This is a genomic window from Labrenzia sp. ATLA3, assembly GCF_057180185.1.
In genome coordinates this window covers 283,567-305,273 of record NZ_JBXUKV010000007.1, presented here as the reverse complement: position 1 = coordinate 305,273, position 21,707 = coordinate 283,567, and the positions used below count along the sequence as shown (strand labels likewise).

Here is a 21,707-nt window from a genome sequence, read left to right as displayed (position 1 = left end):
ATGCGTGGGTCTCTTTCGATGATCGCCAGTTTCAGACACATTCTCCTGCTGACGGTAAAGGAGCTGCGCGCCATACGCGGCGACAAGCTGATGCTGGCTCTGATCGTCTATGTCTTCACCATTGCGACCTACATGGTGAGCTACGCGGTCTCGACCGACATCAAGGACCTGTCGACGGCCGTGGTCAACGAAGATCACAGCATGTTGTCGAGGCGATTGGCCGACGTGGTCCAGCCACCGCTCTTCGCGGCTCCCGTCCCGCTCGATCCAAAAGAAGCAGAGGCAGCCCTGAAGCGGGGCGATCATGTCCTGATCCTGTCGATCCCGCCTAACTTCGAGCGCGATCTGCGCGCCGGCAGGAAAGCGACGCTCGAACTCGACATCGACGCCACGGCGGTTGCGCATGCAGGCAACGGCGCGACTTTCATGACCAGTCTGTTGTCCGAGGAAATCGCACGGTATTTCGACCTGCCGGGCAGAGGGGCAGGGCTGGTCGATGTGGTCTTCCGCAACCGATACAACCCGAACCTGACACCGGAATGGTTCACCTCGGTGATGCAGCTCATGAACTCCATCACCATTTTGACCCTGATCCTCTCGGGTGCATCGATGATCCGCGAACGGGAACACGGAACCATCGAACATGTGCTGGTGATGCCGGTTCGCCCGCATGAGATCGTCGTCTCGAAAATCCTGGCAACAGCCCTCGTCATCCTGGCAGCAACGGTGCTGAGCCTTATCTTCGTGGTCGAAATTCTGATCGGCGTGCCTGTTGCGGGATCGCTCGGACTCTTTGTGGCGGGGTCTGCGATCTATATTGCCGCCATCGCCAGCATCGGTCTGCTTCTGGCCAGTTTCACCCGGTCGATGGGCCAGTTCGGCCTGCTCGTGATCCCCGTCATCATCGTCATGATCCTGCTGTCGGGCGGAATGACGCCGCTGGAGTCGATGCCCGGCTGGCTGCAGGCGGTCATCCTAACTGTCAGCCCGTCGCCGCATTTTGTCCGCTTTACCCAGTCTGTCCTTTACAGGGGCAGCGGTTTCGGACTGGTCGGTGGGGAAATGCTGGCGATGAGCGCGATGTCCGCAGCGGCTCTGGTCATCGTGCTGCTGCGCTTCCGCAAGATCCTATCTGCCTGACGCTCGCGCTGCGATTGCCCGAACGCGCCATTGCACAGTCGTACCAGTTTCGTTTCCCCGGCCGGCGCTTGCGCGCCTTTTGGGGGCAGGCCTTCCCATGATCAGGCTTCCGGGATCTCCACGCACTTCTTGTAAAGATGCCAGGTCGTGTGACCGAGGATCGGCAGGGAGACGATCAGACCCAGGAACGCTGGTGCCATCGACACGATCAGCACGGCGGTCACGACAAAGGCCCAGCCGATCATCGGGACGGGCGAAGTGAAGACGGCGCGTACGCTGGTGATCATGGCGGTGATGAAGTCCCGGTCTTCTTCCATCAGCAGCGGAAACGACACCACGGTCAGCGAAAACAGGATCAGCGACAGGATCGCGCCGACCACATGACCGACGGCCAGGAACATCAGGCCTTCCGGCGTCGAGATGACCTGCGTCAGAAACTCCTCGAACGAGGCAAAGGACCGGAAGCCGAGGAACAGCGCCAGAAGCAGGCGCACCTGATACATCCACATGATCTGGATAAACAGAACCACGAAGGCCATCCAGGAGAGTTCCCGGCTCTTCTGGGCCCACATGGTGCCGAAGAGTCGTGACCACGACAGCGGCTCGCTGTTCTGAAGACGACGGCTGACTTCGTAGAGGCCGACCGCGGCAAACGGCCCGATCAGCACGAACCCGGCCGCTGCCGGATAGGACAGGTAGCTCATGTTGAGGGCGGCTGCGCTCAAAACGACGAACAGGCCACCAACAGCGAAAACCGACCCGATGGCAATGCCGTAGATCGGCGCCCTGCGAAAATCGGCAAGGCCCGCCGCAAACGCGTCGATCACATCGTTGACGGTAATCCTGTTGACCTTCGGCATGGGCCGCAGCCCATCGGTCGCGGCTGCCCCGCCGTCATGCGGGGTCGACGTGTTGTCACTCATCAGGCGGCTTCCTCCCAAAAGCATTTGCCTGCCCGCCTCCCGCGGACATGCAATCTTAGGCACGGATTGGCGTCCGGCTCAATCGGGAGAAGGGCGTATAAGCCGGTAAAATCCGACTTGGTGCAACGGCTGTCCTGCGTGTCGGGTTATCCGGTCGTGAAAATGGGGAGCAGGAGCTTTGGGCCCATCCTTCGAGACGGCCTGGCGGCCTCCTCAGGATGAGGCTGCGGTTTGACGAAGCCTTTCTTGCCCGTATCGCCTCATCCTGAGGAGCCGCAATAGCGGCGTCTCGAAGGATGGGCCACAAACGCTGGGCCCACCGCTCACACAGAAGAAGCGGCAGGCCGATTTGTGAAGCAGGGTCTTACTCCGCAGCCGGTTTCTTGTCCATGTCGGCAGCCGCGGCAGCGGCTGCTGCCGTGACGGCTTCCTTCTGCTTGTCGTCCAGCTTGGCGTTGTCTGGAATGTTGACCCGCACTTCCTTGCGCGCGAACTGGATGCCGTTTTCGTCGAACGCCTGCTGGACGCGCTTGTAGATTTCCTTGCGGATGCCGAATTGCTTGCCGGGCTTCGTGGTGTATTTGCCGCGCACCACGATGCCGACATCGTCGACGTCGGCGACGCCCTGTCCCTTGAACGGGGCCAGAATGTCGTCCTTGAACTCCTCCATCTGCATGATGTCCTGGCCGATCCGCTTGAAGAGCTTGCGAACCTTTTCGACGTCGGTGTCGAAAGGCACGGTGAACTTCAGTTTCATGATCACCCAGTCGCGGGACAGGTTGGTGAGTTTCGGGATCTCGCCATAGGGGACGATATGAACGGCACCGCGCGTGCCGCGCAGTTGCAGCGATCTGATCGAGATTTTCTCGATGGTGCCCTGGGTGCCGCCTGCGTCGATGAATTCGCCCAGACGGAAGGCATCATCCATCAAGAAGAAGACACCTGAAACGACATCGCGGACGAGTGTCTGCGCACCGAAGCCGACAGCAAGACCGACGACACCGGCACCGGCCAGAAGCGGTGTGATGTTGATGCCAAGCTGACTGAGCGCGAGCAGCACGGTCAGGACAAGGATCGTGATCTGCACCACGGCGCGGATCAGCGGCAGGATCGTCGCCAGGCGCGACTTTCCGGCGCCGCCCATCTCTGCGTCTTCATCTTCGTTGGAAGGTGGCGGGGAATCCTTGGCAAGCTGGTGGGCAACCCAGAGATTGGTGATTTCCCAGGCAAGGTAACCGGTAGCCAGAATAAGCAGGAAGATGACCGTATGCCGGGCGACCGCAGATCCGTCTTCGGCACCGAGCGCGAGCAGATTGAGGCCGTAAATCCTGCCGACCATCAGCACCAGAAAAGCCAGCAGGGCAACCCGGGCGATGCGGACATAGCTGTGCCGTGTCTGCATGTGCGCGGCCTCGGCAACCGGGCCCTCCCCATGCATTGGGGGAATGATATGCGAGACGATGCCGCGCACCATCGTGTCCAGGAACGGCGCGAACACCACGAGGGAAATCACGGCAAGGGACCTGCCGGCCGTCAGCGCTTCGATGCCCATGCTGGTGGTCACCTGAACCAGCAGCCAGTTGAAGACGATGAAGGCAATCGAGAAATAGGGCCAGAAGCGCGCCATGCGTTCAAGCCCGCTGGTCGGCTGGAGTTCATCACCCAAAATGATACTCGTCAGGCCATGCCGGGTGTTCCAGATGGCTATGGCGATCCACAGATTGACACCAAACCCGATAAAGAAGCGGAAGGTTTCGGCAACTTCGCCATACCCGGCTTCTATCATCACGTTACGCAGGAAAAAGGTGATGCCGACAAAGGCAAAGAGGCTGGTGAAGCTGCGGTAGAGCGATTTGGCAGTGGCGTCGTCCGCGGTGACGAGGCGCAACTCGCTGCGATGGGGGGCGAGGGCGAAGCGGAGCAGGGCAGCAACAATGCGCGGCAGGAAGACGATCCAATAAACCGCCTGAAAGGCAAATGTCCGTGCGACAGGGTCGAAGATCGCAATCTTTCCGACTGCAAACCCCACGATGGCGAAAACGATCAGTCCGCCAAGATCGAGCGCGGCGCGCGTTGAAACCAGCTTGACCGTTTCAAAAAGACTGCCGGGAGCATGGCTCCGGATTTTGTCGCGGCGGGAGGCGAACAGCCGGTTGACCAGGAATTCAGCGATGAAGCCTGCTGCCAGGATCAACGCAATTGCGCCAAGGAGGATATGCACCGGCCCGGCGATAGAACCTTCGAAAAGCGCCTCGATACTGCTGAACAGGCTGGTGAAAAGCACCGGAATTGTTTTGAAGTTGTTGGCAATCATCCCGCCGAATTGATCGGCCGTTGCCTGCACCTTGTCGATGAATTCGACTTCTTCGGACGGCTGTGGGGTTTGCTGGCCTTTGGCTGCGGCACCTTGCTGCAGCAGGGTCATCAGGTCTGTGAGTGCCTTTACCTGTTCCGGATCGAGATCGGAAACAAGCTTTTCCATGGCTTCAGGTTGAAGTTGTGTGGGAAGACTCTTGCCCGCATCCTGTGCGTTGGCCGGCAGCGACAAAATTGTCAAGAAGCTCAGAATAAGCGAGAATGTACAGGCCGTTAGTTTCGTCTTCCAGTCACCGGTCATCAGCGAGCCCCCTCGTCAGCAATCAACCCTTGATGTTAGGATTGACACGCCGAACGTGCAAAATCCATTAAAATTACCCAGGGTCACGGCCTGCAATCCTTGCAGCTGGCCCCATTTGCAGGATTACGAGCTGGCAAAGACTGGTGCGACTGCGTAACAGAGCTTGATCCAGCCCGCGTATGCGTCTACCTCCTTGCCAGATCAATCGAACCAAAGCTGGACGGAATGACAACGCCCCAACAGAGCGCGAACACAGCCCCGGGGCCGATCTGGGCCCTGTTGAGTCCCATCGGCCGTATGGGCCGGGAGCCATATTGGTTATGTTTCCTGATCAGCTGGGTCGTGTTCGGCATCGCCCTTCGGATCTGGTGGCTTTCCTCCGCTGAAACGCCGACAGCAGATTCCTTGATGTCCGGCGACTATATCGGCACAAACCCGCTGTTCCCTGTGCTGTTTTTCGTGCTGCAGTGGGTTGAACTGGCGCTGGTCATCAAGCGCTTGCAGGATATCGGCCAGAGCGGTTTCCTCGGACTGTTGATCTTCGTACCGATCCTGAACGTGATCATGCTGATCTTTCTCGGGGTTGTGCCCAGTCAGAACCAGCCGAACCGCCATGGCCCGATGCCCAACAGTTACTGGCGCAAGCGCTGAGCGCGCGTGAGCCCCGCATAAGACGAACCTAAAGAGACTGCTTCATGCCCACTTCCGCCGTCCCCATCGCACAGGACCTGATCCGTTGCCCGTCCGTGACCCCTGCCGAAGGTGGCGCCCTGGCCTCGCTGGAAGCGTTGCTCGGCAAGGCGGGTTTCGATGTCTCGCGGGTTACCTTCCAGGATGAGGACACGCCTGACGTGGAGAACCTGTTTGCCTCCATCGGCAGCGGTGCTCCGCATTTCGTCTTTGCAGGCCACACGGATGTGGTTCCGGCCGGCACCGAGAGTGACTGGCGTCATGGCCCCTTCGAGGGGATGATCGACGATGGTGTGCTGTACGGCCGCGGTGCGGTCGACATGAAAGGCGGCATTGCTGCCTTTGCGGCGGCAGCGCTCGACTATGTCGCGGAAAAAGGCTCGGATTTCGGCGGGACGATTTCCTTTCTCATTACCGGTGACGAGGAAGGTCCGGCGGTCAACGGCACCGTCAAGCTGCTGCAATGGGCCAAAGAACAAGGGCATGTATTCGATGCCTGCATTGTCGGTGAGCCGACCAATCCGGACAAGCTCGGCGATGCCATCAAGGTCGGCCGGCGTGGATCGCTGTCCGGCACGATCACCGTTCGCGGTGTTCAGGGGCACGTCGCCTATCCGCATCTGGCCGACAATCCGATCCCGGGCCTTCTCCGTCTTCTGGTTGCGCTTGACGCGCTGGAACTGGACAAGGGCAACGAGCGCTTTCAGCCGTCCAATCTGGAGATCGTCTCCGTCGATGTCGGCAATCCTGCTTCCAACGTCATTCCGGCGCGCGCAGAGGCCCGTTTCAACATTCGCTACAACGACGAATGGACGCTTGAAAGTCTCAAGGCCCGTATTACGGAGACACTGGAAGGCGTGGATCTGGGGAAACGCGCGCTCGATCTGGAATTCAAGCGCGATGCCAGCGAATCCTTCCTGACACGAGACGACGTTCTGATCGAAGCCCTGAGCAAGGCGGTGGAAGCGGAAACCGGCCGCGCTCCGGAGCTTTCGACAGGTGGGGGAACGTCCGACGCCCGCTTCATCAAGAACTATTGCCCGGTTGTCGAATTCGGCCTTGTCGGCCAGACAATGCACAAGGTTGACGAATGTGTCGCGGTCGATGACCTTGACCGGCTCGCCGCAATCTACAAGAAATTCCTCTTCAGCTATTTTTCTGGAGCAGACGGGAATTGATCAGCAAGGTCGAAATTCGCGCGGCACTGGACGGTTCCTGGCTGCTTTTGCGCAATCGCCCTGAAGGAATGGCGTTCTTCGACCAGTCCGTGCAGGGCTTCTGGCGCTCGTTTTCCGTCATCTTCCTGCTGTTGCCGGTCTATGTGGTCAGCTGCCTTGCGGAAAAGCGGCTGTTTTTCGCCGAGAACCTCTATCATCCGGATGCCTTTCCCGATGGCAGTTACTGGTTCGCCCAGTTCCTGGGCATGGGCGTTGACTGGCTGGCGCTGCCGCTGCTGCTGGCACTGCTGGCCTCACCGCTCGGCATTTCGCACCGCTATGTGCCGTTCATCGTGGTGCGCAACTGGACCAGCCTGCTGGCCTCGGTGCCCTATATTTTCACTTACATCCTGTTTCTTCTGGACCTTATCTCGCCCGGCATTGTCGTGCTGTTGTCGCTGACCTGCCTCGTCGCCGTCATCTGGTACCGTTACCAGGTTGCCCGCATTGTGCTTCAGACGACCGTCAGCCTGACCATCGGCGTGGTCGTTCTGGATGTGTTGCTGACGCTCGTGATCTCTCAGGCCGTCGGGTTTTTGTGGGGCGCATGAAAAACCCCGCCGGGTAAGGGCGGGGCTTTTCGGATTTCGGATAACGGAGCGCTCGAGGCAATCCGCGGTTTGCGTCAGTCGCGCAGAAGTTCGTTGATGCCGGTCTTCGAACGGGTCTTTTCATCGACCGTTTTCACGATAACAGCGCAGTAAAGGTTCGGTGCAGCTTCGCCGTTGCCCATTACCTTGTTGCCCGGCATGGAGCCGGCAACAACCACGGAGTAAGGCGGCACTTCGCCGTAAGTGATCTCGCCGGTCGCACGGTTGACGATCTTGGTGGACTGGCCGATGAAGACGCCCATGCCGAGCACGGACCCCTCGCGCACGATGCAGCCTTCCACCACTTCGGAACGCGCGCCGATGAAGCAATTGTCTTCGATGATCACCGGGCCGGCCTGGAGCGGTTCCAGAACGCCGCCGATGCCAACGCCGCCGGACAGGTGCACGTTCTTGCCGATCTGGGCACAGGAGCCGACCGTTGCCCATGTGTCGACCATCGTGCCTTCGTCAACATAGGCACCGAGGTTGACGAACGACGGCATCAGGACAACGCCCTTGCCGATAAAGGCCGAACGGCGAACGATGCAGTTCGGAACGGCGCGGAAGCCGGCATTTTCGAAATCCATGCCGCGCCAGCCGTCGAATTTGGACGGCACCTTGTCCCACCACGTCGCATCGCCGGGACCACCCTTGATGATGTCCATCGGGTTCAGTCGGAATGACAGCAGTACGGCTTTCTTCGCCCACTGATTGACTGTCCACTCGCCGTCTTTCTTTTCGGCAACACGCAACTGGCCCCGGTCGAGCAGGTTCAGTGTTTCCTCGACTGCGTCCCGGATCTCGCCGGTGGTTGTCGTGTCGATCGCGGCACGGTCTTCGAAGGCGGCGTCGATAGTCTTGGACAGGGAAGCGAGATCGTGGGTCATCATACAGATGGTCTCCGGGCGTTAACAAATCTGGCGCGGACCTAAGCCGCCCGGCAAGGTGCTGTCAAGCACCGGAGGGTCTACAGATGTCCTGTTGCCGTCAAACGAAAGGGCGGGATGCGCGCCGCGCGAGTCTCGAAATCTACGCAGCCTCGGTTCCAATGTTGAGAAAAGATAAAGTATTGATTGCGGTTACGGCAGTTTAAAGCGGAGCCTAAATCTCTAATGTGAAATCACTTCAACAAACCCTGAAAGAGTCCTCCCCGTGGAATTATGGATCCCGATCACCATTGCAGCGGCGTTCTGCCAAAACCTGCGCACGGCCCTTCAAAAACATCTGAAGGGTCAACTTGGGACCACCGGGGCAACATTCGTTCGGTTCGGCTACGGTGTGCCGTTTGCGATTGCTTATGCCGTCGTGCTGCACACCGTGTTCAAGTTTCCGCTGCCTGCGCCCACGCCGACGCTCCTGGTGGCCGGTGCTCTGGGCGGGCTGGCGCAGATCCTGGGAACGTTTCTGCTGATCCATCTGTTCTCCTTCCGCAATTTTGCAGTCGGGACGGCCTATTCCAAGACAGAACCGATCCAGGCAGCTCTCTTCGGCTTTGTGGTTCTTGGCGAACACATTTCCCTGGTGGCCGGGCTGTTCATTCTGGTCGGAGTGGCCGGCGTGGTTGTGATCTCTCTCGCCCGGGTTCCATTGACGCTTTCTGCCGTCCGTCACTCGCTGATCGGTCGACCTGCGCTGATCGGCCTTGCGTCGGCCGCCTTCTTCGGGGCGTCCGCCGTCGCTTACCGCACGGCCTCTTTGTCACTTGAAGGAACCGGTGTTCCGATGCAGGCCGCCTACGCTCTGGTCTATGCCACCTCCTTCCAGACTATCGTCATGGCGGTCTGGATGGTGCTGCGCGAGCCCGACCAACTGCGGGCAAGCGTTCGCGCCTGGCGGGCTGCCGTCTGGGTCGGGGCTAGCGGTGTTGCGGGATCTGTCGGCTGGTTCACCGCCATGACACTGCAAAATGTTGCCTATGTGCGCGCTCTCGCCCAGGTCGAGCTGGTCTTCACCTTTCTGGTTTCATGGCTGGTGTTCAAGGAGGCGATTGCCCGCTCCGAAATATTCGGCTGCGTTCTCATCGTCGCGGCGGTTTTAGGGATAATCCTGCTGCGGTAGCACGGCGCGTCGAGACGCAATGCCGAACGGCAAATTTCTTCCGTCAAACTGTAAGGTGCTCTTTAGGTATTTGTTTTGGTTTTGAAGTTATTCTCGCTCGAAAGCCAGGACTGCGATGTCCCCATCTGTCGCATGTTAAGATTTCTCGACCTTACGAGATGAGATGCCGAAGTCATTTTTTCCCAAAATTGAAGCCAGGCAGTTTCTGACACGACCCAGCGTGGCCAGTATTTCGGCGATGGCCATAGCCATTGCGGTTATCGCTTCGGCGGGAATATTCTGGGAAGTCCAGAAGCGGTCCGTTCATTTGCAACATGCTCGTGCGAATGTTGCCGAACAACTGGGTGTTGTTCGTGCCCGCCTGGAAGGCAACATCAACGGCAATCTTCAGCTCGTCCGTGGCCTGGTTGCGCTGATCGCAACCCAGCCGGACATCGACCAGAACCAGTTTGGCCGCATCGCCAGCAGCCTCATCGGCAAACACTCGCAGCTCCGCAATGTTTCGGGCGCACCTGATCTTGTCATCAGGCTGATGCACCCGATGGAGGGGAACGTAAAGACACTTGGCCTCGATTACCGGAAAAACGTGCCGCAGCGGGATACGGCCCTGCGGGCTGTCAATTCCGGTGAGATGGTGCTGGCAGGTCCGGTCAATCTGCTGCAGGGCGGTACGGGCTTTATCGCGCGCTTTCCTGTTTTCACGACGACCGAAGACGGCACACGGCGCCTGTGGGGTCTCGTGGCGGCTGTGGTCGATGCCGACCGTCTCTACGCGGACAGCGGGCTGCTTGATCCGGCCCTGCCGGTTGAAGTCGCCATTCTGGGCCGCGACGCCAACAGGACGGACAAGACCGTTTTCTTCGGCGACGAGACGATCATGGAGCAGGAGCCGGTATTGTCGGATGTCATCCTGCCGACCGGCCGCTGGCAGATCGCCGCAGTCCCGCGCGGTGGCTGGTCGGCGATGCCCGCCAGCACCTGGAGGGTACGGCTGCTGACTGTGGCCGGTGGGCTTCTTGTTCTGCTACCGATCTTCATTGCGGGGCAGCTCTACGACCAGCGACGCGGGCATATTCGCGAACTCAAGCGCCGACAGGTCCAGATGGAAGGCCTGTCCAAACGCCTGAAGTTGGCGCTTGATACCTCCAAGATCGGTATCTGGGAACTCAACATGGAGACCGGTGCGCTGGCGTGGGACAGCCGCATGCGGGAACTCTACGATATCCCGGAAGGTCACGACACGTCGAAATACGACGTCTGGGTCGACCGTCTGCATCCTGAGGATCTGGAACGCGCCGAACAGGAGTACCGGGAGGCGGTCGAAACCGGCGGGACCTACCAATCGGACTTCCGGGTCGTTCTTCGAGACGGGTCCATTCGCTGGATCCGTGCCATCGGCGCGATCCATAAGAATACCCGTGGCCAGCGATACATTCTCGGCGTCAATTGGGACGTCTCCCGGGATATTCAGCTCAAGACCCGCTTGCTGAAAGCCAAGCAGAATGCCGAGGACCGGAACCGCGAACTGGAAGATGCCCGGGCGCTGATGGAGCACTATTCTCTCCACGACAGTCTGACAGGGCTTCCGAACCGGCGGTTTCTGGACCAGGAGCTTCTGGATGAAGAAGCCCCGCAAAAACCGACGGCGCTCCTGCATATCGATCTGGATCGTTTCAAGCAAATCAACGATACACTGGGTCATGCTGCCGGCGACGCGATGCTCACGCACGCGGCCTCGGTATTGAAGGAAAACGTCAGCGCCAGCGACTTTGTCGCTCGCATTGGCGGCGACGAATTTGTCATCGCCATCACCGAACCGGCAGATGAAGCAAGCCTGGCTGCCCGGGCGGACAGGATCATCGCGCAGATGCGTCGACCGGTTCCGTTCGAAAATCACCAGTGCCGCTTTGGCGTGTCCATCGGCATCGCCATGGCCGATACGACGTTGAGCGACTACGGCCGGCATTTGCTGGTCGATGCGGACATTGCCCTGTACCGGGCCAAGAGCAACGGCCGCAACCGGTACGAATTCTTCTCCGACACGCTGAAGTCGGAAATCGTGCACAACAAGAACGTTGCTGATGACATTCTCTTTGCACTGGAGCGTCAGGAGTTCCTGCCTTACTTCCAGCCACAGTTCGACGCCAGAACGCTGGCCATCACCGGCGTCGAGGCGCTGGCGCGCTGGAACCACCCGACCGAGGGCGTCCTGACACCGGACAGGTTTCTGAAAACGGCCGACGAACTCAACGTGGTCCATCTGATCGACCGGCTCATCCTCGAACAGACGCTGTGGCAGTCCACACGCTGGAAAGCGGCCGGGATCGATATTCCGAAAATGTCGGTCAATGTTTCAGCGAGCAGGCTGAACGACGTCCAGCTCGTTCAGAGCCTCGAAGGGCTTGCCTTTGAGCCGGGGTCTCTATCCTTCGAACTTCTGGAATCCATCTTCCTGGACGAAAAGAATGATCTCATCGAGGCCAATTTCGACCACTTGAGGGAGATGGGCGTCGATATCGAGATCGACGACTTCGGCACCGGCTATGCCTCTATCGTCAGCCTCATTCACCTGCGTCCGAAACGGCTGAAGATCGATCGCCAGCTCGTCATTCCCATCACCCATTCGGAAAGCCAGCGCCGCCTCGTTGCATCGATCATCGATATCGGCCAGTCGCTCGGCATCAAGGTTGTCGCCGAGGGGGTGGAAACCATGCAGCATGCCAGGATCCTGCGCGATCTCGGCTGCGACACCCTTCAGGGCTATGCCTTCGCACCGGCAATGCCTTCCGACAGGCTGATGGAGTTTGTCCGCGAAGAGCGGTGGCGTGAGGCGTCCTGAGACGCTCCGCCCATATTCGTTGAAGGCCGCTCAGATCACCACTCGGCGAGGCTTCCGTCTTCGTGACGCCAGATCGGGCTGCGCCAGCGATGACCTTCCCTGGCGCGCTCGATGACATACGCCTCGTTCACCTCGACACCAAGACCTGGCCCCTGGGGGATAGCGGCAAAACCATCCGCATAGGCGAAGACTTCTGCATTGGTGATGTAGTCCAGCAGGTCGTTGGACTGGTTGTAGTGGATGCCGAGGCTCTGTTCCTGAATGAAGGCATTGTAGGACACCGCATCGAGCTGAAGACAGGCTGCAAGGGCAATGGGCCCAAGCGGGCAATGGGGCGCCAGAGCAACGTCATAGGCCTCGGCCATGGCGGCGATCTTGCGGCATTCCGTGATCCCGCCCGCGTGAGACAGATCCGGCTGGATGATGTCCACATAGCCGTCGGACAGAACCGACTTGAAGTCCCAGCGGGAATAGAGCCTCTCGCCGAGGGCAATCGGTGTCGATGTGTGATTGACGATGTCCCGAAGAGCTTCCCGGTTCTCCGAAAGCACCGGCTCTTCGATGAACATCAGCTTGTACGGGTCGAGTTCCCGGGCCAGCACCTTGGCCATGGGCTTGTGCACCCGCCCGTGGAAGTCCACCGCAATGCCGATGTCCGGACCAACGGCCTCGCGCACGCTCGCGATAGCCTCCACCGCCTTGTCCAGCCGCGTATTGCTGTCGACGATCTGCAACTCGGCGCAGCCGTTCATTTTCAGCGCCTTGAATCCGCGCGCAACCACCTGTCTGGCATTGTCCGCAAGCTCGGAAGGCCTGTCGCCTCCGATCCAGGAATAGACCTTGATCCTGTCGCGCACCTGCCCGCCGAGGAGAGAGTGAACCGGTTGCCCGAGGGCCTTTCCCTTGATGTCCCACAAGGCCTGATCGATCCCGGCAAGGGCGCTCATGTGAATGGCGCCGCCCCTGTAGAAACCGCCGCGATAAAGCACCGTCCAATGGTCTTCGATCAGGAAGGGATCCTTGCCGATCAGATAGTCGGCAAGTTCATGCACGGCCGCTTCCGTGGTCAGGGTGCGGCCTTCGACGACGGGTTCGCCCCAGCCGGTGACGCCCTCATCGGTCTCTATCTTCAGGAACAGCCAGCGCGGCGGCACGATATAGGTCGTGAATTTGGTGATCTTCATTTTGATACGCTTCCGACGAATGCCTCTTCATGAACGCCGCATTCCTGACGGTCGACGGTGGCCTCAGCGCCCAGCAGCACCTGGCCTGAGGCAGGGCTTCTTTAAAAAATCGGGCTTGACCCTGACACTAACGTCAACCGGCTAACACCGGCTTGGCGCGCATTGCGCAGGCATTATTTCAGGAAAGCAAGCCAAGATGAATGAACGAACAAACTGGCAGGGCAAGGTCGCCATCGTGACAGGCGGAAGCTCTGGGATCGGAGAGGCCACCGCGTTGGCATTGACCAGGCAGGGCGCGAATGTGGTCATCACGGGGCGTGATGCTGCAAAGCTTGCCGGTGTTGCAGGCAAAAGTGCGCCGATCGAGGCCGTGCAAGCCGACAGCGCCGATCCGGCCGGCAGCCGACGTGCCGTCGAGGCGGCAATGGGCCGATGGGGTCGTCTGGACCTTGTCGTCAACAATGCAGGCGCGGGCAGACCGCTGCCTATCGAGGCCTATGATGCCGAGACGCTTTCGCAAATCTGTGCGGTGAACATCGTTGCGCCGTCCCTTCTGTTGAAGGAAGCCCAATCGGCCTTGCGGGACAGCAAGGGGGCGGTCGTCAACATCGGAACCGCAGTCTCTCAGAATGCGGCGCCGGGCCTGGCGCATTATGCGGCCACCAAGGCGGCGCTTGAGCATCTGACACGCTCCTGGGCCATTGAGCTGGCCGGGGACGGAGTACGGGTGAATGCCGTCTCTCCCGGCCCTGTGAAGAGCGGCGCGCTCACGGGCATGATGGGTCTGCCGCCGGAAGTCGCGCAAACCATCGAGGAAACCGAAGCAGCACAGGTTCCTCTGGGGCGGCGCGGACTGACCTCCGATCTAGTTCCATGGATCCTGCGGCTCGGCAGTTCTGATAACGAGTGGCTGACCGCACAGGTGATCACGATTGATGGTGGCTGGTCGCTCCGCGGCCAGGGCATTTGAAGGTCTCCGGTCAAACACCAAATCAGTGGCACCCTCCTCTTGATGCGGAGGGTGTCCTTCGCCACCTGAGGATCTGGTCCGAGCGTTCCTGAAAAAACAGGGATTGACCCTGACACTAGCGTCAAGGTGCTAGACCGGCGATGAAAGGGGTAGACATGCAGATCAAGGAAGCAGCCGAACGGCTTGGCATTACGGAACGGATGCTGCGCCACTATGAAAAGTCGGGCCTGATGGAAGCTCGCCGTTCGGAAAACGGCTATCGCAGCTACAGCGCCGTGGACCTTCGCCGGGCCGCCCGGATCCGCGATTTCATTGCCACGGGTTTTTCAACGCGCGAAGTTCGTGCGATGGCCGCATGTCTTTCCGACGAAGGGGCCGGCCCTTGCGAGGGCGGTATTCCGCAGCTCCTGAAAAAGCTCGAGCACATCGACCGGCTCACCGCCGATCTTGAAGCCAAACGGGAAGCCATTCTCGACCGTCTGGCCGTATTGGAGGACGTTTTCCTGGTCCGGACAGAGGAAAAGGTCCACGCACAAGCTCGGGGGGATAACTCTCTATCAGGCCTTGGTCCTGGCGCGTCCGGTGGGCACCATACCGATCTTGAGCCTTATGCAAGCGGGCGCTGACCGGCGATCTTGCCCATTTTGAAACTCGCCTCACCCACTGAAGAACTTCGTCATTGACATCAGCTGATTTTCGTCACAAATTTCTGTCATGACAGAAATTACCGACAAATCCGATCCATCGGCAAAAGAGAAGTTCATCCTCTATTGGGGCGACATGGGCAGTCAGTGGAGCGTCAACCGTTCGGTGGCGCAGATCCATGCGCTGCTGTTCCTGAGCCCGGAGCCGATGAATGCGGAGCAGATTTCCGAGGAACTGGGCATTGCGCGGTCCAATGTCTCCAACTCCCTGAAGGAACTGGTTGGATGGCGGCTGATCCAGCGAGTGCCTGTCGCAGGGGATCGCCGGGAGCATTTCGTGGCCGAGACAGACGTTTGGGAAATGGCACTGCTGATTGCGAAAGGTCGCAAGGAACGCGAGATCGACCCGGCAATCCGTGCGATTGATGTCTGTGTGCGCCAGGCGGAAAAGGAGAAGACACTTCACCCCGTCGCGCTGGAGCGGATGCAGGAGATGCATCAGTTTCTGACGACGGCTGACCGCTGGTCCGAGCAGATGTTGAGTGTGCCGAAGTCGAAACTCGCCAGCTTGATGAAGATGGGCGACAAGGTTCTCTCGCTGCTCAAGATCGGCGGCAAGAAGGGCTGAGGAACGAGGGCCGGGCCATTCGTGCGTTCAGCCTCCACCTTGTCAGGACAGATAAGGCGGGAGCCGCGGTCAGCGACATACGGATAGGGTGAGACGCCTGCCGGCTTGCCGCCCGGTATAAGTCCAAAAAATTTTGAAAAGTAATTTCTCTTTATACAGAAATAACCGACATAACAGGAGGGATTGGAAATGCGAAACGCAAGCGCCACTGTAGAGCAGCCCGAAGCTGGCGACCGACGTTTCCGCGACCTCCTGGGAGAAGCCGCCTGGCACCGCCTGCCTGCTGCTGTCCGCCGCCGGTTCGGTAAACGTCTGAGCGGCGGGGCCAGTGTTGTCTATCAGGGTCTGGTCGTGTCCATGCGGATGAACCTTGCCGGTGCCATTCTGGCGCAGCTCGCGCGGCTCGTCGGCGGTCCGCTTCCCTATGACAGATCCTCGCTCAATCAGCCGGCTGTTGTTTCCGTCACCGAAGACATTGCCAGCGATGGCCAGTTCTGGATCCGCCAATACGGGCGTGCCTCGGGCTTTCCGCAGGTGATCTACAGCTCCAAGCGGTTCGAAGGCCCGACGGGTATCGAGGAATACATCGGTGCCGGGATCGGCATGGCTCTGCGCGTGAGCGCCCTTGCCGATGGCCTCATTTTCGAGAGCGATCACTATTTCCTGCAAGCCGGACAGTGGCGGCTGCGGCTGCCCGCCTGGCTCCGGCCGGGCGCCCTGACGATCACCCATCGGGACCTCGGTCAGGACCGTTTTCTGTTCACCCTTTCCCTCAAGAGCGGCGTTTTCGGCGAACTGGTTCACCAGGACGCGCTCTTTCATGACATGGAGACTTGATCATGGACAATCCCGTTCTCTGGACGTTGATCTCCATCCAGATATTCATGGGCGCGTTCGATACGCTTGTGCACCACGAAGGCAGCGAGCGCCTGGCTTGGCGTCCGTCGCAGAAAACCGAGTTGCGGCTGCACGGCGTGCGAAATTTCTTCTACGCAGTGATCTTCCTCTGTTTCGGTTGGCTGGAACCGCATGGGGTCTACACCATGCTGTTGACGGCGATCCTTGTCGCCGAGGTGCTGATCACGCTTTGGGATTTTGTCGAGGAAGACATGACCCGCAAGCTGCCCTGGACCGAGCGGATCAATCACACGCTGCTCGCGTTGAACTATGGCGCGATCCTGGCTCTGGCCGCGCCAGTGCTGTGGCAATGGTCGTTCCTGCCAAGCGCGCTGATCCCCGTCAGCTATGGCTGGTGGAGTGTGCTTGCCACCGTGTCTGCGCTCGGGGTCGGTCTTTTCAGCGCACGGGATCTGCTTGCAGCCGCACGCAGCGACAGGCTCGCCCGGCCTGATCCGGCAGGCCTGGTCGCGGCCTTGCCGCCGCGCCGGCACATTCTCGTGACGGGCGGCACCGGGTTCATCGGTCAGCGGCTGGTGGAGGCCCTGGTCGCGGGTGGCCATTTCGTCACGGTTTTGACCCGCGACCCCGGCAAGGCCGAGGACCTGGCTCATCCCGTCCGCGTTATTACCGGTCTCGACCAGATCCACAACGCCGACCGTATCGATGCCATCGTCAATCTGGCCGGCGATCCGATCGCGAACGGATTGTGGACGAGCCGAAAACGTGCCCGGATCATCAACTCACGCGTTGAGATGACCGAAGCGCTAAACGCTCTGGTCAGGCGTCTCGACAACAAGCCGGCCTGCCTGATCAACGGTTCGGCCATCGGCTGGTACGGTCTGCACAATGATGCAACCCTGACCGAAGAGGCCTCATTCGAGCCCGCCTTCGTTCATGACGTCTGCGCGCGCTGGGAGCAGGCCGCTCGCCCGCTGGAGCAGGACGGTGTGCGTGTCGTGCTGTTGCGGATCGGCCTTGTCCTGGGTGTCGAGGGCGGCATTCTGGCAAAGCTGCTGACGCCGTTCGAATTTGGCGGCGGCGGCGCGATGGGTTCCGGTCGTCAGTGGATGTCGTGGATCGAGCGGGACGATCTCGTCCGCATCATTGCCCGTGCGGTGGCCGATGAAACCCTGACCGGCGCCGTCAACGCCACGGCACCTGTGCCGGTCCGAAATGCAGACTTCACCAAGGCTCTGGCCAAAGCGCTTCACCGACCGGTATTCGTGCGCCTGCCTGCCTGGCTTCTGTCGACGGCACTCGGCGACATGGGCCGGGAGACGATGCTGGCCGGCCAGCGTGTGGTGCCGGCAAAACTGGTCGCCGCAGGTTTCAGGTTTCGCCACCCGGAGCTGGCCCCAATGCTGCAGGTGATCACGGGCGCGAAGGAAGGGGGCACGCACGGCGCAGAACAAAAGGCCCGGTCATTGGCTTGAGAAAGCACTGCTTCCCCAATTTGACAAAGTCTCCATCGTCATCCCGGCCAAGCGAAGCGCGAGCCGGGATCGGAGAGCCACAGACAGTGCTGCATTGTCCTCTACTGGAAAGACCTCGGCTCTCCGATCCCGGATCTTCGCTGCGCTGCGTCCGGGATGACGACGGAGAGGGCGCGGCATTAGGTAGCAAACGCACCAAATCATAAGCGGCAAAATCCGGCTGGTTTTCTACAATGGCAGCATGAAACCGGCCAAACTCAAAAGCTACGATCAAACAATCCGAGGCTTGCTGGCAAAGAGGGTTGAACTCTGCCACCAGGCTCAAGAGCTTCGCAGGCTTCACGCTACCGCCGGTAGCGACATAGCCGCTATCGACCGGACTTTAAGGCTGCTGGGTTTTGAGGCTGATTACGATGCCCTCATGCCGCAGAACGTAGGCAAGAAGCAACACAAGCGCGGCGAGATAGGGCGGCAGGTGTCCAACATCCTTCGAACCGCTACAGAACTTGTAACAAGCCGTCAGATCGCGTTGCAGATCGCTCAGCAGCGCGGGGACAACCCGAACGACCATGCGTACATGGTGAAGCTCACGAACAACGTGTCACGCGTTCTGGGGGGAATGCGGAAACAAGGCCGTGTTGTTTCTGAGGGAAATGGGAACGGGGTGCAGTTGTGGCGGCTGAAGCGTTAGGACAACCGTTGCCAAAATGATTCATGGACTGAATTTTCAAGCCCCGCGAAGCATCTCCGGTTCAACTTCAATTTGTGGAATGCTATCATCTTGACTCAATTAGCGTGCAGGGTGGAATGCATGGACGTTTCATATCTCATAGGATTTGATAGCAAAAAGGCTGCTCAAGTTGCTGCCTATTTTGTTTCAAAACAACCTGGTATGGAGAAATTGAAACTTATTAAGCTGGTCTATTTGGCTGAGCGAGAATTTATTAGGCTCCACGGTCACCCAATGATTTATGACGAGCTTTACTCCTTAAAGCACGGCCCAATTTGCTCGAATACGTTAAATGCAATAAACGGCGATCTTGATCAGGAATACTGGTCGGGTTTCCTGCAATTAAATCAAGATAATCGCACTATTTTGCCGACTGCCAATGTTGATCGGGACACATTAGACGAAATTAGCGATGCTGAACTAGGCGTTTTAGATGCCACGTGGGGAAAGTTTGAAAACTATTCCGCATCTCAAATTCGCAAATGGACCCACGAAAATTGCCCTGAATATACTGAAGTAGAAAAAGGAAGGCTGCCAATATCATATGCTGATTTGGCTGACAGTTCTGGACGGGGGGATGGAGAACGCGTCGAGGAAGAAATTGCGTATAAAAGACGTGTCTCCAGTTTGCTATCAATTTGAGCGGTTTATTTTATCCACTTAGCAGAACTACTCTGCACATACCCAACACAGGCCCCGCGCACGATAGAGGACGCGGTCATTTGCATATTATTATCAATGACCCTTGCGAAAATAACTTAAACTTGTTCGTCGTTTTAAATTCTCACTATGAAAGATGTGACGAAACTTGTTTACTTGAAGATGGTCACAAATTTATTAGGCATAAATCTTTCATAAATTATGCTCAAGCTGATACTGTTAGTACTGATATTCTCATACGATCAGTAAAGGAAGGAGTTATTACTTATGAAGGACTTTTTGATGAAGAAAAATTTTTTCTAATCCGAGATGGAGTGTTAAAGTCTCTGCATACTAAACCTAGGGTGAAGAAGTATTTTCGAGACTTTTGCAATTAAACCGAACGCTGCCAATACCCTTTCCATTCCCGGCTAACTGGATGTGTCATCGCCAGCCCAAGCACACGGCCTGCTAGTTCGCCGTTGCTCTCGCGGCGATGGTCTTCAAGCCATGCCGCATGGTTCGCATACTGGTGCAGATAGCGAGCGCTGACATGGTGATGCTGACCACGCACCATGCGACGCAGGCGAGAGAAGAAGCTTTCGGCTTGGTTCGTTGACACATGGTCGATTGCATAGGCTTCTGAGTGATTGATGCGGTAGGTCTTCCAACCGTCGTGCAATGCGTCCCAATGTGAAGCCTCGTCGGCGTACATGATCGCATCGCGGTCAACGAACATCTTGGCATGGTCAACGCCTTCGCCTTCGTGACGTGCAACAAAGGTCAACGTGCGTCCTTCGCGCTCACGCATAGCGATGACAACGCGACGTTTGCCGGTCTGGTGCTTGGCAAGACGGCGGTCCTTGCGGTCTTCCTTGTGGTTTTCAGGGCGGATATGACCTCCAAAATATGCACCGTCGATTTCGACTTCATCGTCCAGCGTATGGCCTTTGATTTCAGCGGCCATGGCTTCACGCAGCTTATGCGACAGAACGAAAGCCGTCTTGTACTGGCAGTCCAGATCACGGGAGAGCTGCAAGGCGCTGATGCCCTTTGCAGAGTTTACAAAGATGCAGATCGCGGCCAGCAGGTCCGTGAAGGACATTTTGCGGCTGGCAAAAATCGTTCCGCTGGTGACTGAGAACTGATGACCGCAGGCGGCACACTTGAACTTGCGCCGGGTCGGAATGTCGTAGGTGTCGCAGCAGCCGCAGCGCGGGCACACAGCTTCGCCTTCCGTCTCATTCCAACGGATCTTGCGGAACGTGTCGTAAGCCTTTTCCTCTCCGCCCTGGTAGATGGATTTCAGGGAGAGGGTCCGTGCTTTTGCTGAAAGAAGGAAATGCTGTGCCATAACGTACTGTTTCCGATGCCTATGCATCGTATATGGTACGTTGACGTATCGCTTACAAGTGCATATGTATCAAAAACGATACTTTTTGCATCAAACGAGGTACGTCATGGCAGAAAAGACGGACTGGGAGGCGCGCGCGGCTAATCTCCTGAAGGCTGAATTGAAGCGTCAGGGTGTGACCTATGCCCAGCTCGCGGACCGGCTGGCAGTGATCGGCGTTGAGGAGAAGGAAGCGAATATCAGAAACAAGCTAAGCCGGGGGAAGTTTAGCGCGGCGTTTCTGTTGGCGTGTCTTGAGGCGATTGGCACTCATACATTACATTTAGATCAAAGCTCGGCACTTGCTGTGCATAGCTGAGGGGCGACTTGTTCGCGATTTTGCGAAGGCGCGTGAAAAAAACTCACCTCAAAATCTATCTTACTTACTCTCAAAATTTCGGCAGAAACTCCGTTGGGCAACTCAAGAAAATTAATTTTCGGAGGAATGCGTTTTGGTGTTGAGAAAATATATCTGTACTGGTTCCAACCAGTTTGGAAAATAAGGGATTGATTAGGTTTAAATGGCAGTTGTGGAAGTAGCTTTTTTGCTTCTTCAGAAATAAACGAAGCAACAATACCGATGTCTTCTTGCCTTAGTGAAGTCCCCTTGAACTCCGAAAAAAGGAATGTGGCGTTAAGCAAGCGCTGATACTGTTCAAAAATTGATGATAAATCGATCAGTGTTTGTTTTAACTGCTCGTTTTCTTCCTGCTTATCAGAAAGTGATTGTAGCACGGTATTTGGTAGTTCTGTGCCAGATTTAAGCTCAGCGACCCTTGCCTCTGCCGCATCTGCTCGTTCTTTTTCAATTCTATAAGGAGCTGCAAGTAAGTTCCAAAGGAAAATAACCAAAACGCCGGAAGCCGCTCCAATAACACCAACGACCACAAAAGCTATTTCTTCATAAGCCATGCGGTCACCCTTCCAATAGTAGAGGGCGACAAGAGACACAATGCCAGCAAAGATAGCAGTCAGCAGAGTTTTGAGATGACTTACTGTGTCGCGGAATGCACGTTTTAAAATTCTCATCCCGAAAACGTGCACCAACTAATCTAAATTGTGGAGTCATTTCACCGCACTCCACAACGGTGAGCACCCTTGGTGCTCTTGAT

Annotated in this window: 20 protein-coding genes; 14 read left to right on the top strand and 6 right to left on the bottom strand. The window is 57.9% G+C overall.

Going from position 1 to position 21,707, the window contains the following annotated elements:
* Positions 1–1,140, top strand: a complete 1,140-nt coding sequence (locus AC2A6O_RS20570) for an ABC transporter permease (protein WP_498929846.1) — start codon at positions 1–3, stop codon at positions 1,138–1,140.
* A gap of 101 nt (positions 1,141–1,241) precedes the next feature.
* Here the strand turns inward: AC2A6O_RS20570 and AC2A6O_RS20565 are convergent, their stop codons facing one another.
* Together AC2A6O_RS20565 and AC2A6O_RS20560 are read right to left on the bottom strand one after the other, a co-directional pair.
* Complete coding sequence (locus AC2A6O_RS20565; RefSeq protein ID WP_498929844.1) at positions 1,242–2,063, bottom strand: DUF2189 domain-containing protein; 822 nt, start codon at positions 2,061–2,063, stop codon at positions 1,242–1,244.
* Between the two features lie 364 nt (positions 2,064–2,427).
* Positions 2,428–4,680 carry a mechanosensitive ion channel domain-containing protein gene (locus tag AC2A6O_RS20560; RefSeq protein WP_498929842.1) on the bottom strand — a complete coding sequence of 751 codons (2,253 nt, stop codon included), beginning with the start codon at positions 4,678–4,680 and terminating at the stop codon, positions 2,428–2,430.
* Between the two features lie 225 nt (positions 4,681–4,905).
* Here AC2A6O_RS20560 and AC2A6O_RS20555 point away from each other — a divergent pair, with 225 nt between their 5' ends.
* The 3 genes from AC2A6O_RS20555 to AC2A6O_RS20545 are packed head-to-tail and all read left to right on the top strand — an operon-like array spanning position 4,906 to position 7,138.
* Positions 4,906–5,331: a DUF805 domain-containing protein gene (locus tag AC2A6O_RS20555; protein WP_209001160.1), complete on the top strand. Its 426-nt coding sequence runs from the start codon at positions 4,906–4,908 to the stop codon at positions 5,329–5,331.
* Positions 5,332–5,375: 44 nt separating this feature from the next.
* Positions 5,376–6,548 carry a succinyl-diaminopimelate desuccinylase gene (dapE, locus tag AC2A6O_RS20550; RefSeq protein WP_498929839.1) on the top strand — a complete coding sequence of 391 codons (1,173 nt, stop codon included), beginning with the start codon at positions 5,376–5,378 and terminating at the stop codon, positions 6,546–6,548.
* A complete protein-coding gene (locus tag AC2A6O_RS20545; protein WP_148585443.1) occupies positions 6,545–7,138 on the top strand; it encodes a hypothetical protein in 594 nt (197 codons plus the stop codon). Before dapE ends, AC2A6O_RS20545 begins: the two co-directional genes overlap by 4 nt.
* A 74-nt stretch (positions 7,139–7,212) precedes the next feature.
* Here the strand turns inward: AC2A6O_RS20545 and dapD are convergent, their stop codons facing one another.
* Positions 7,213–8,067: a 2,3,4,5-tetrahydropyridine-2,6-dicarboxylate N-succinyltransferase gene (gene dapD, locus AC2A6O_RS20540; protein ID WP_498929837.1), complete on the bottom strand. Its 855-nt coding sequence runs from the start codon at positions 8,065–8,067 to the stop codon at positions 7,213–7,215.
* A 262-nt stretch (positions 8,068–8,329) separates the two neighbouring features.
* Between dapD and AC2A6O_RS20535 the strand changes: the two genes are divergently transcribed.
* Positions 8,330–9,235, top strand: coding sequence for an EamA family transporter (locus AC2A6O_RS20535; RefSeq protein ID WP_148585441.1), 906 nt, complete (start codon positions 8,330–8,332; stop codon positions 9,233–9,235).
* A 163-nt stretch (positions 9,236–9,398) separates the two neighbouring features.
* Entirely contained in the window at positions 9,399–12,074 is a 2,676-nt protein-coding gene (locus tag AC2A6O_RS20530; protein ID WP_498929834.1) for a bifunctional diguanylate cyclase/phosphodiesterase, read from the top strand.
* A 35-nt stretch (positions 12,075–12,109) separates the two neighbouring features.
* Here AC2A6O_RS20530 and dgoD read toward each other — a convergent pair whose 3' ends face one another.
* Positions 12,110–13,258: a galactonate dehydratase gene (gene dgoD, locus AC2A6O_RS20525; protein WP_498929832.1), complete on the bottom strand. Its 1,149-nt coding sequence runs from the start codon at positions 13,256–13,258 to the stop codon at positions 12,110–12,112.
* Positions 13,259–13,454: 196 nt separating this feature from the next.
* On the opposite strand from dgoD, the gene AC2A6O_RS20520 reads away from it, so the two are divergent.
* From AC2A6O_RS20520 to AC2A6O_RS20490, 7 genes are all read left to right on the top strand, one after another.
* A complete protein-coding gene (locus AC2A6O_RS20520; protein ID WP_498929830.1) occupies positions 13,455–14,228 on the top strand; it encodes an SDR family NAD(P)-dependent oxidoreductase in 774 nt (257 codons plus the stop codon).
* A gap of 140 nt (positions 14,229–14,368) precedes the next feature.
* Positions 14,369–14,854: a MerR family transcriptional regulator gene (locus AC2A6O_RS20515; protein ID WP_498929829.1), complete on the top strand. Its 486-nt coding sequence runs from the start codon at positions 14,369–14,371 to the stop codon at positions 14,852–14,854.
* 88 nt (positions 14,855–14,942) lie between these two features.
* The gene (locus AC2A6O_RS20510) at positions 14,943–15,500 is read left to right on the top strand and encodes a GbsR/MarR family transcriptional regulator (RefSeq protein WP_330559272.1); all 558 of its coding nucleotides are present in this window, start codon (positions 14,943–14,945) and stop codon (positions 15,498–15,500) included.
* Between the two features lie 189 nt (positions 15,501–15,689).
* On the top strand, positions 15,690–16,337 hold the full coding sequence (locus AC2A6O_RS20505; RefSeq protein ID WP_498929827.1) for a DUF4166 domain-containing protein: 648 nt from the start codon (positions 15,690–15,692) through the stop codon (positions 16,335–16,337).
* Positions 16,338–16,339: 2 nt separating this feature from the next.
* Positions 16,340–17,833 (top strand): TIGR01777 family oxidoreductase, encoded by a 1,494-nt coding sequence (locus AC2A6O_RS20500; RefSeq protein ID WP_498929824.1) that lies wholly within the window; start codon positions 16,340–16,342, stop codon positions 17,831–17,833.
* A 241-nt stretch (positions 17,834–18,074) separates the two neighbouring features.
* Positions 18,075–18,524 carry a hypothetical protein gene (locus AC2A6O_RS20495; protein ID WP_498929823.1) on the top strand — a complete coding sequence of 150 codons (450 nt, stop codon included), beginning with the start codon at positions 18,075–18,077 and terminating at the stop codon, positions 18,522–18,524.
* A gap of 120 nt (positions 18,525–18,644) precedes the next feature.
* Positions 18,645–19,205, top strand: a complete 561-nt coding sequence (locus AC2A6O_RS20490) for a Panacea domain-containing protein (protein ID WP_498929821.1) — start codon at positions 18,645–18,647, stop codon at positions 19,203–19,205.
* Between the two features lie 391 nt (positions 19,206–19,596).
* On the opposite strand, the gene AC2A6O_RS20485 is transcribed toward AC2A6O_RS20490, so the two are convergent.
* Positions 19,597–20,556, bottom strand: coding sequence for an IS1595 family transposase (locus tag AC2A6O_RS20485; protein WP_498929819.1), 960 nt, complete (start codon positions 20,554–20,556; stop codon positions 19,597–19,599).
* Between the two features lie 106 nt (positions 20,557–20,662).
* Between AC2A6O_RS20485 and AC2A6O_RS20480 the strand changes: the two genes are divergently transcribed.
* On the top strand, positions 20,663–20,914 hold the full coding sequence (locus tag AC2A6O_RS20480; protein ID WP_498929817.1) for a DUF6471 domain-containing protein: 252 nt from the start codon (positions 20,663–20,665) through the stop codon (positions 20,912–20,914).
* Here AC2A6O_RS20480 and AC2A6O_RS20475 read toward each other — a convergent pair.
* Positions 20,884–21,624 (bottom strand): hypothetical protein, encoded by a 741-nt coding sequence (locus tag AC2A6O_RS20475; protein ID WP_498929815.1) that lies wholly within the window; start codon positions 21,622–21,624, stop codon positions 20,884–20,886. The two genes, AC2A6O_RS20480 and AC2A6O_RS20475, sit on opposite strands and share 31 nt — an antisense overlap.
* Positions 21,625–21,707 lie beyond the last annotated feature (83 nt).

Coding starts and splice junctions, on each gene's coding strand:
- AC2A6O_RS20515 (WP_498929829.1), top strand. CDS start 14,369: ATGAAAGGGGTAGACATGCAGATCAAGGAAGCAGCCGAACGGCTTGGC.
- AC2A6O_RS20555 (WP_209001160.1), top strand. CDS start 4,906: ATGACAACGCCCCAACAGAGCGCGAACACAGCCCCGGGGCCGATCTGG.
- AC2A6O_RS20565 (WP_498929844.1), bottom strand. CDS start 2,063: ATGAGTGACAACACGTCGACCCCGCATGACGGCGGGGCAGCCGCGACC.
- AC2A6O_RS20475 (WP_498929815.1), bottom strand. CDS start 21,624: ATGAGAATTTTAAAACGTGCATTCCGCGACACAGTAAGTCATCTCAAA.
- dapD (WP_498929837.1), bottom strand. CDS start 8,067: ATGATGACCCACGATCTCGCTTCCCTGTCCAAGACTATCGACGCCGCC.
- dapE (WP_498929839.1), top strand. CDS start 5,376: ATGCCCACTTCCGCCGTCCCCATCGCACAGGACCTGATCCGTTGCCCG.
- AC2A6O_RS20495 (WP_498929823.1), top strand. CDS start 18,075: ATGAAACCGGCCAAACTCAAAAGCTACGATCAAACAATCCGAGGCTTG.
- AC2A6O_RS20570 (WP_498929846.1), top strand. CDS start 1: ATGCGTGGGTCTCTTTCGATGATCGCCAGTTTCAGACACATTCTCCTG.
- AC2A6O_RS20490 (WP_498929821.1), top strand. CDS start 18,645: ATGGACGTTTCATATCTCATAGGATTTGATAGCAAAAAGGCTGCTCAA.
- AC2A6O_RS20480 (WP_498929817.1), top strand. CDS start 20,663: ATGGCAGAAAAGACGGACTGGGAGGCGCGCGCGGCTAATCTCCTGAAG.
- AC2A6O_RS20505 (WP_498929827.1), top strand. CDS start 15,690: ATGCGAAACGCAAGCGCCACTGTAGAGCAGCCCGAAGCTGGCGACCGA.
- AC2A6O_RS20500 (WP_498929824.1), top strand. CDS start 16,340: ATGGACAATCCCGTTCTCTGGACGTTGATCTCCATCCAGATATTCATG.
- dgoD (WP_498929832.1), bottom strand. CDS start 13,258: ATGAAGATCACCAAATTCACGACCTATATCGTGCCGCCGCGCTGGCTG.
- AC2A6O_RS20485 (WP_498929819.1), bottom strand. CDS start 20,556: ATGGCACAGCATTTCCTTCTTTCAGCAAAAGCACGGACCCTCTCCCTG.
- AC2A6O_RS20530 (WP_498929834.1), top strand. CDS start 9,399: ATGCCGAAGTCATTTTTTCCCAAAATTGAAGCCAGGCAGTTTCTGACA.
- AC2A6O_RS20510 (WP_330559272.1), top strand. CDS start 14,943: ATGACAGAAATTACCGACAAATCCGATCCATCGGCAAAAGAGAAGTTC.
- AC2A6O_RS20520 (WP_498929830.1), top strand. CDS start 13,455: ATGAATGAACGAACAAACTGGCAGGGCAAGGTCGCCATCGTGACAGGC.
- AC2A6O_RS20560 (WP_498929842.1), bottom strand. CDS start 4,680: ATGACCGGTGACTGGAAGACGAAACTAACGGCCTGTACATTCTCGCTT.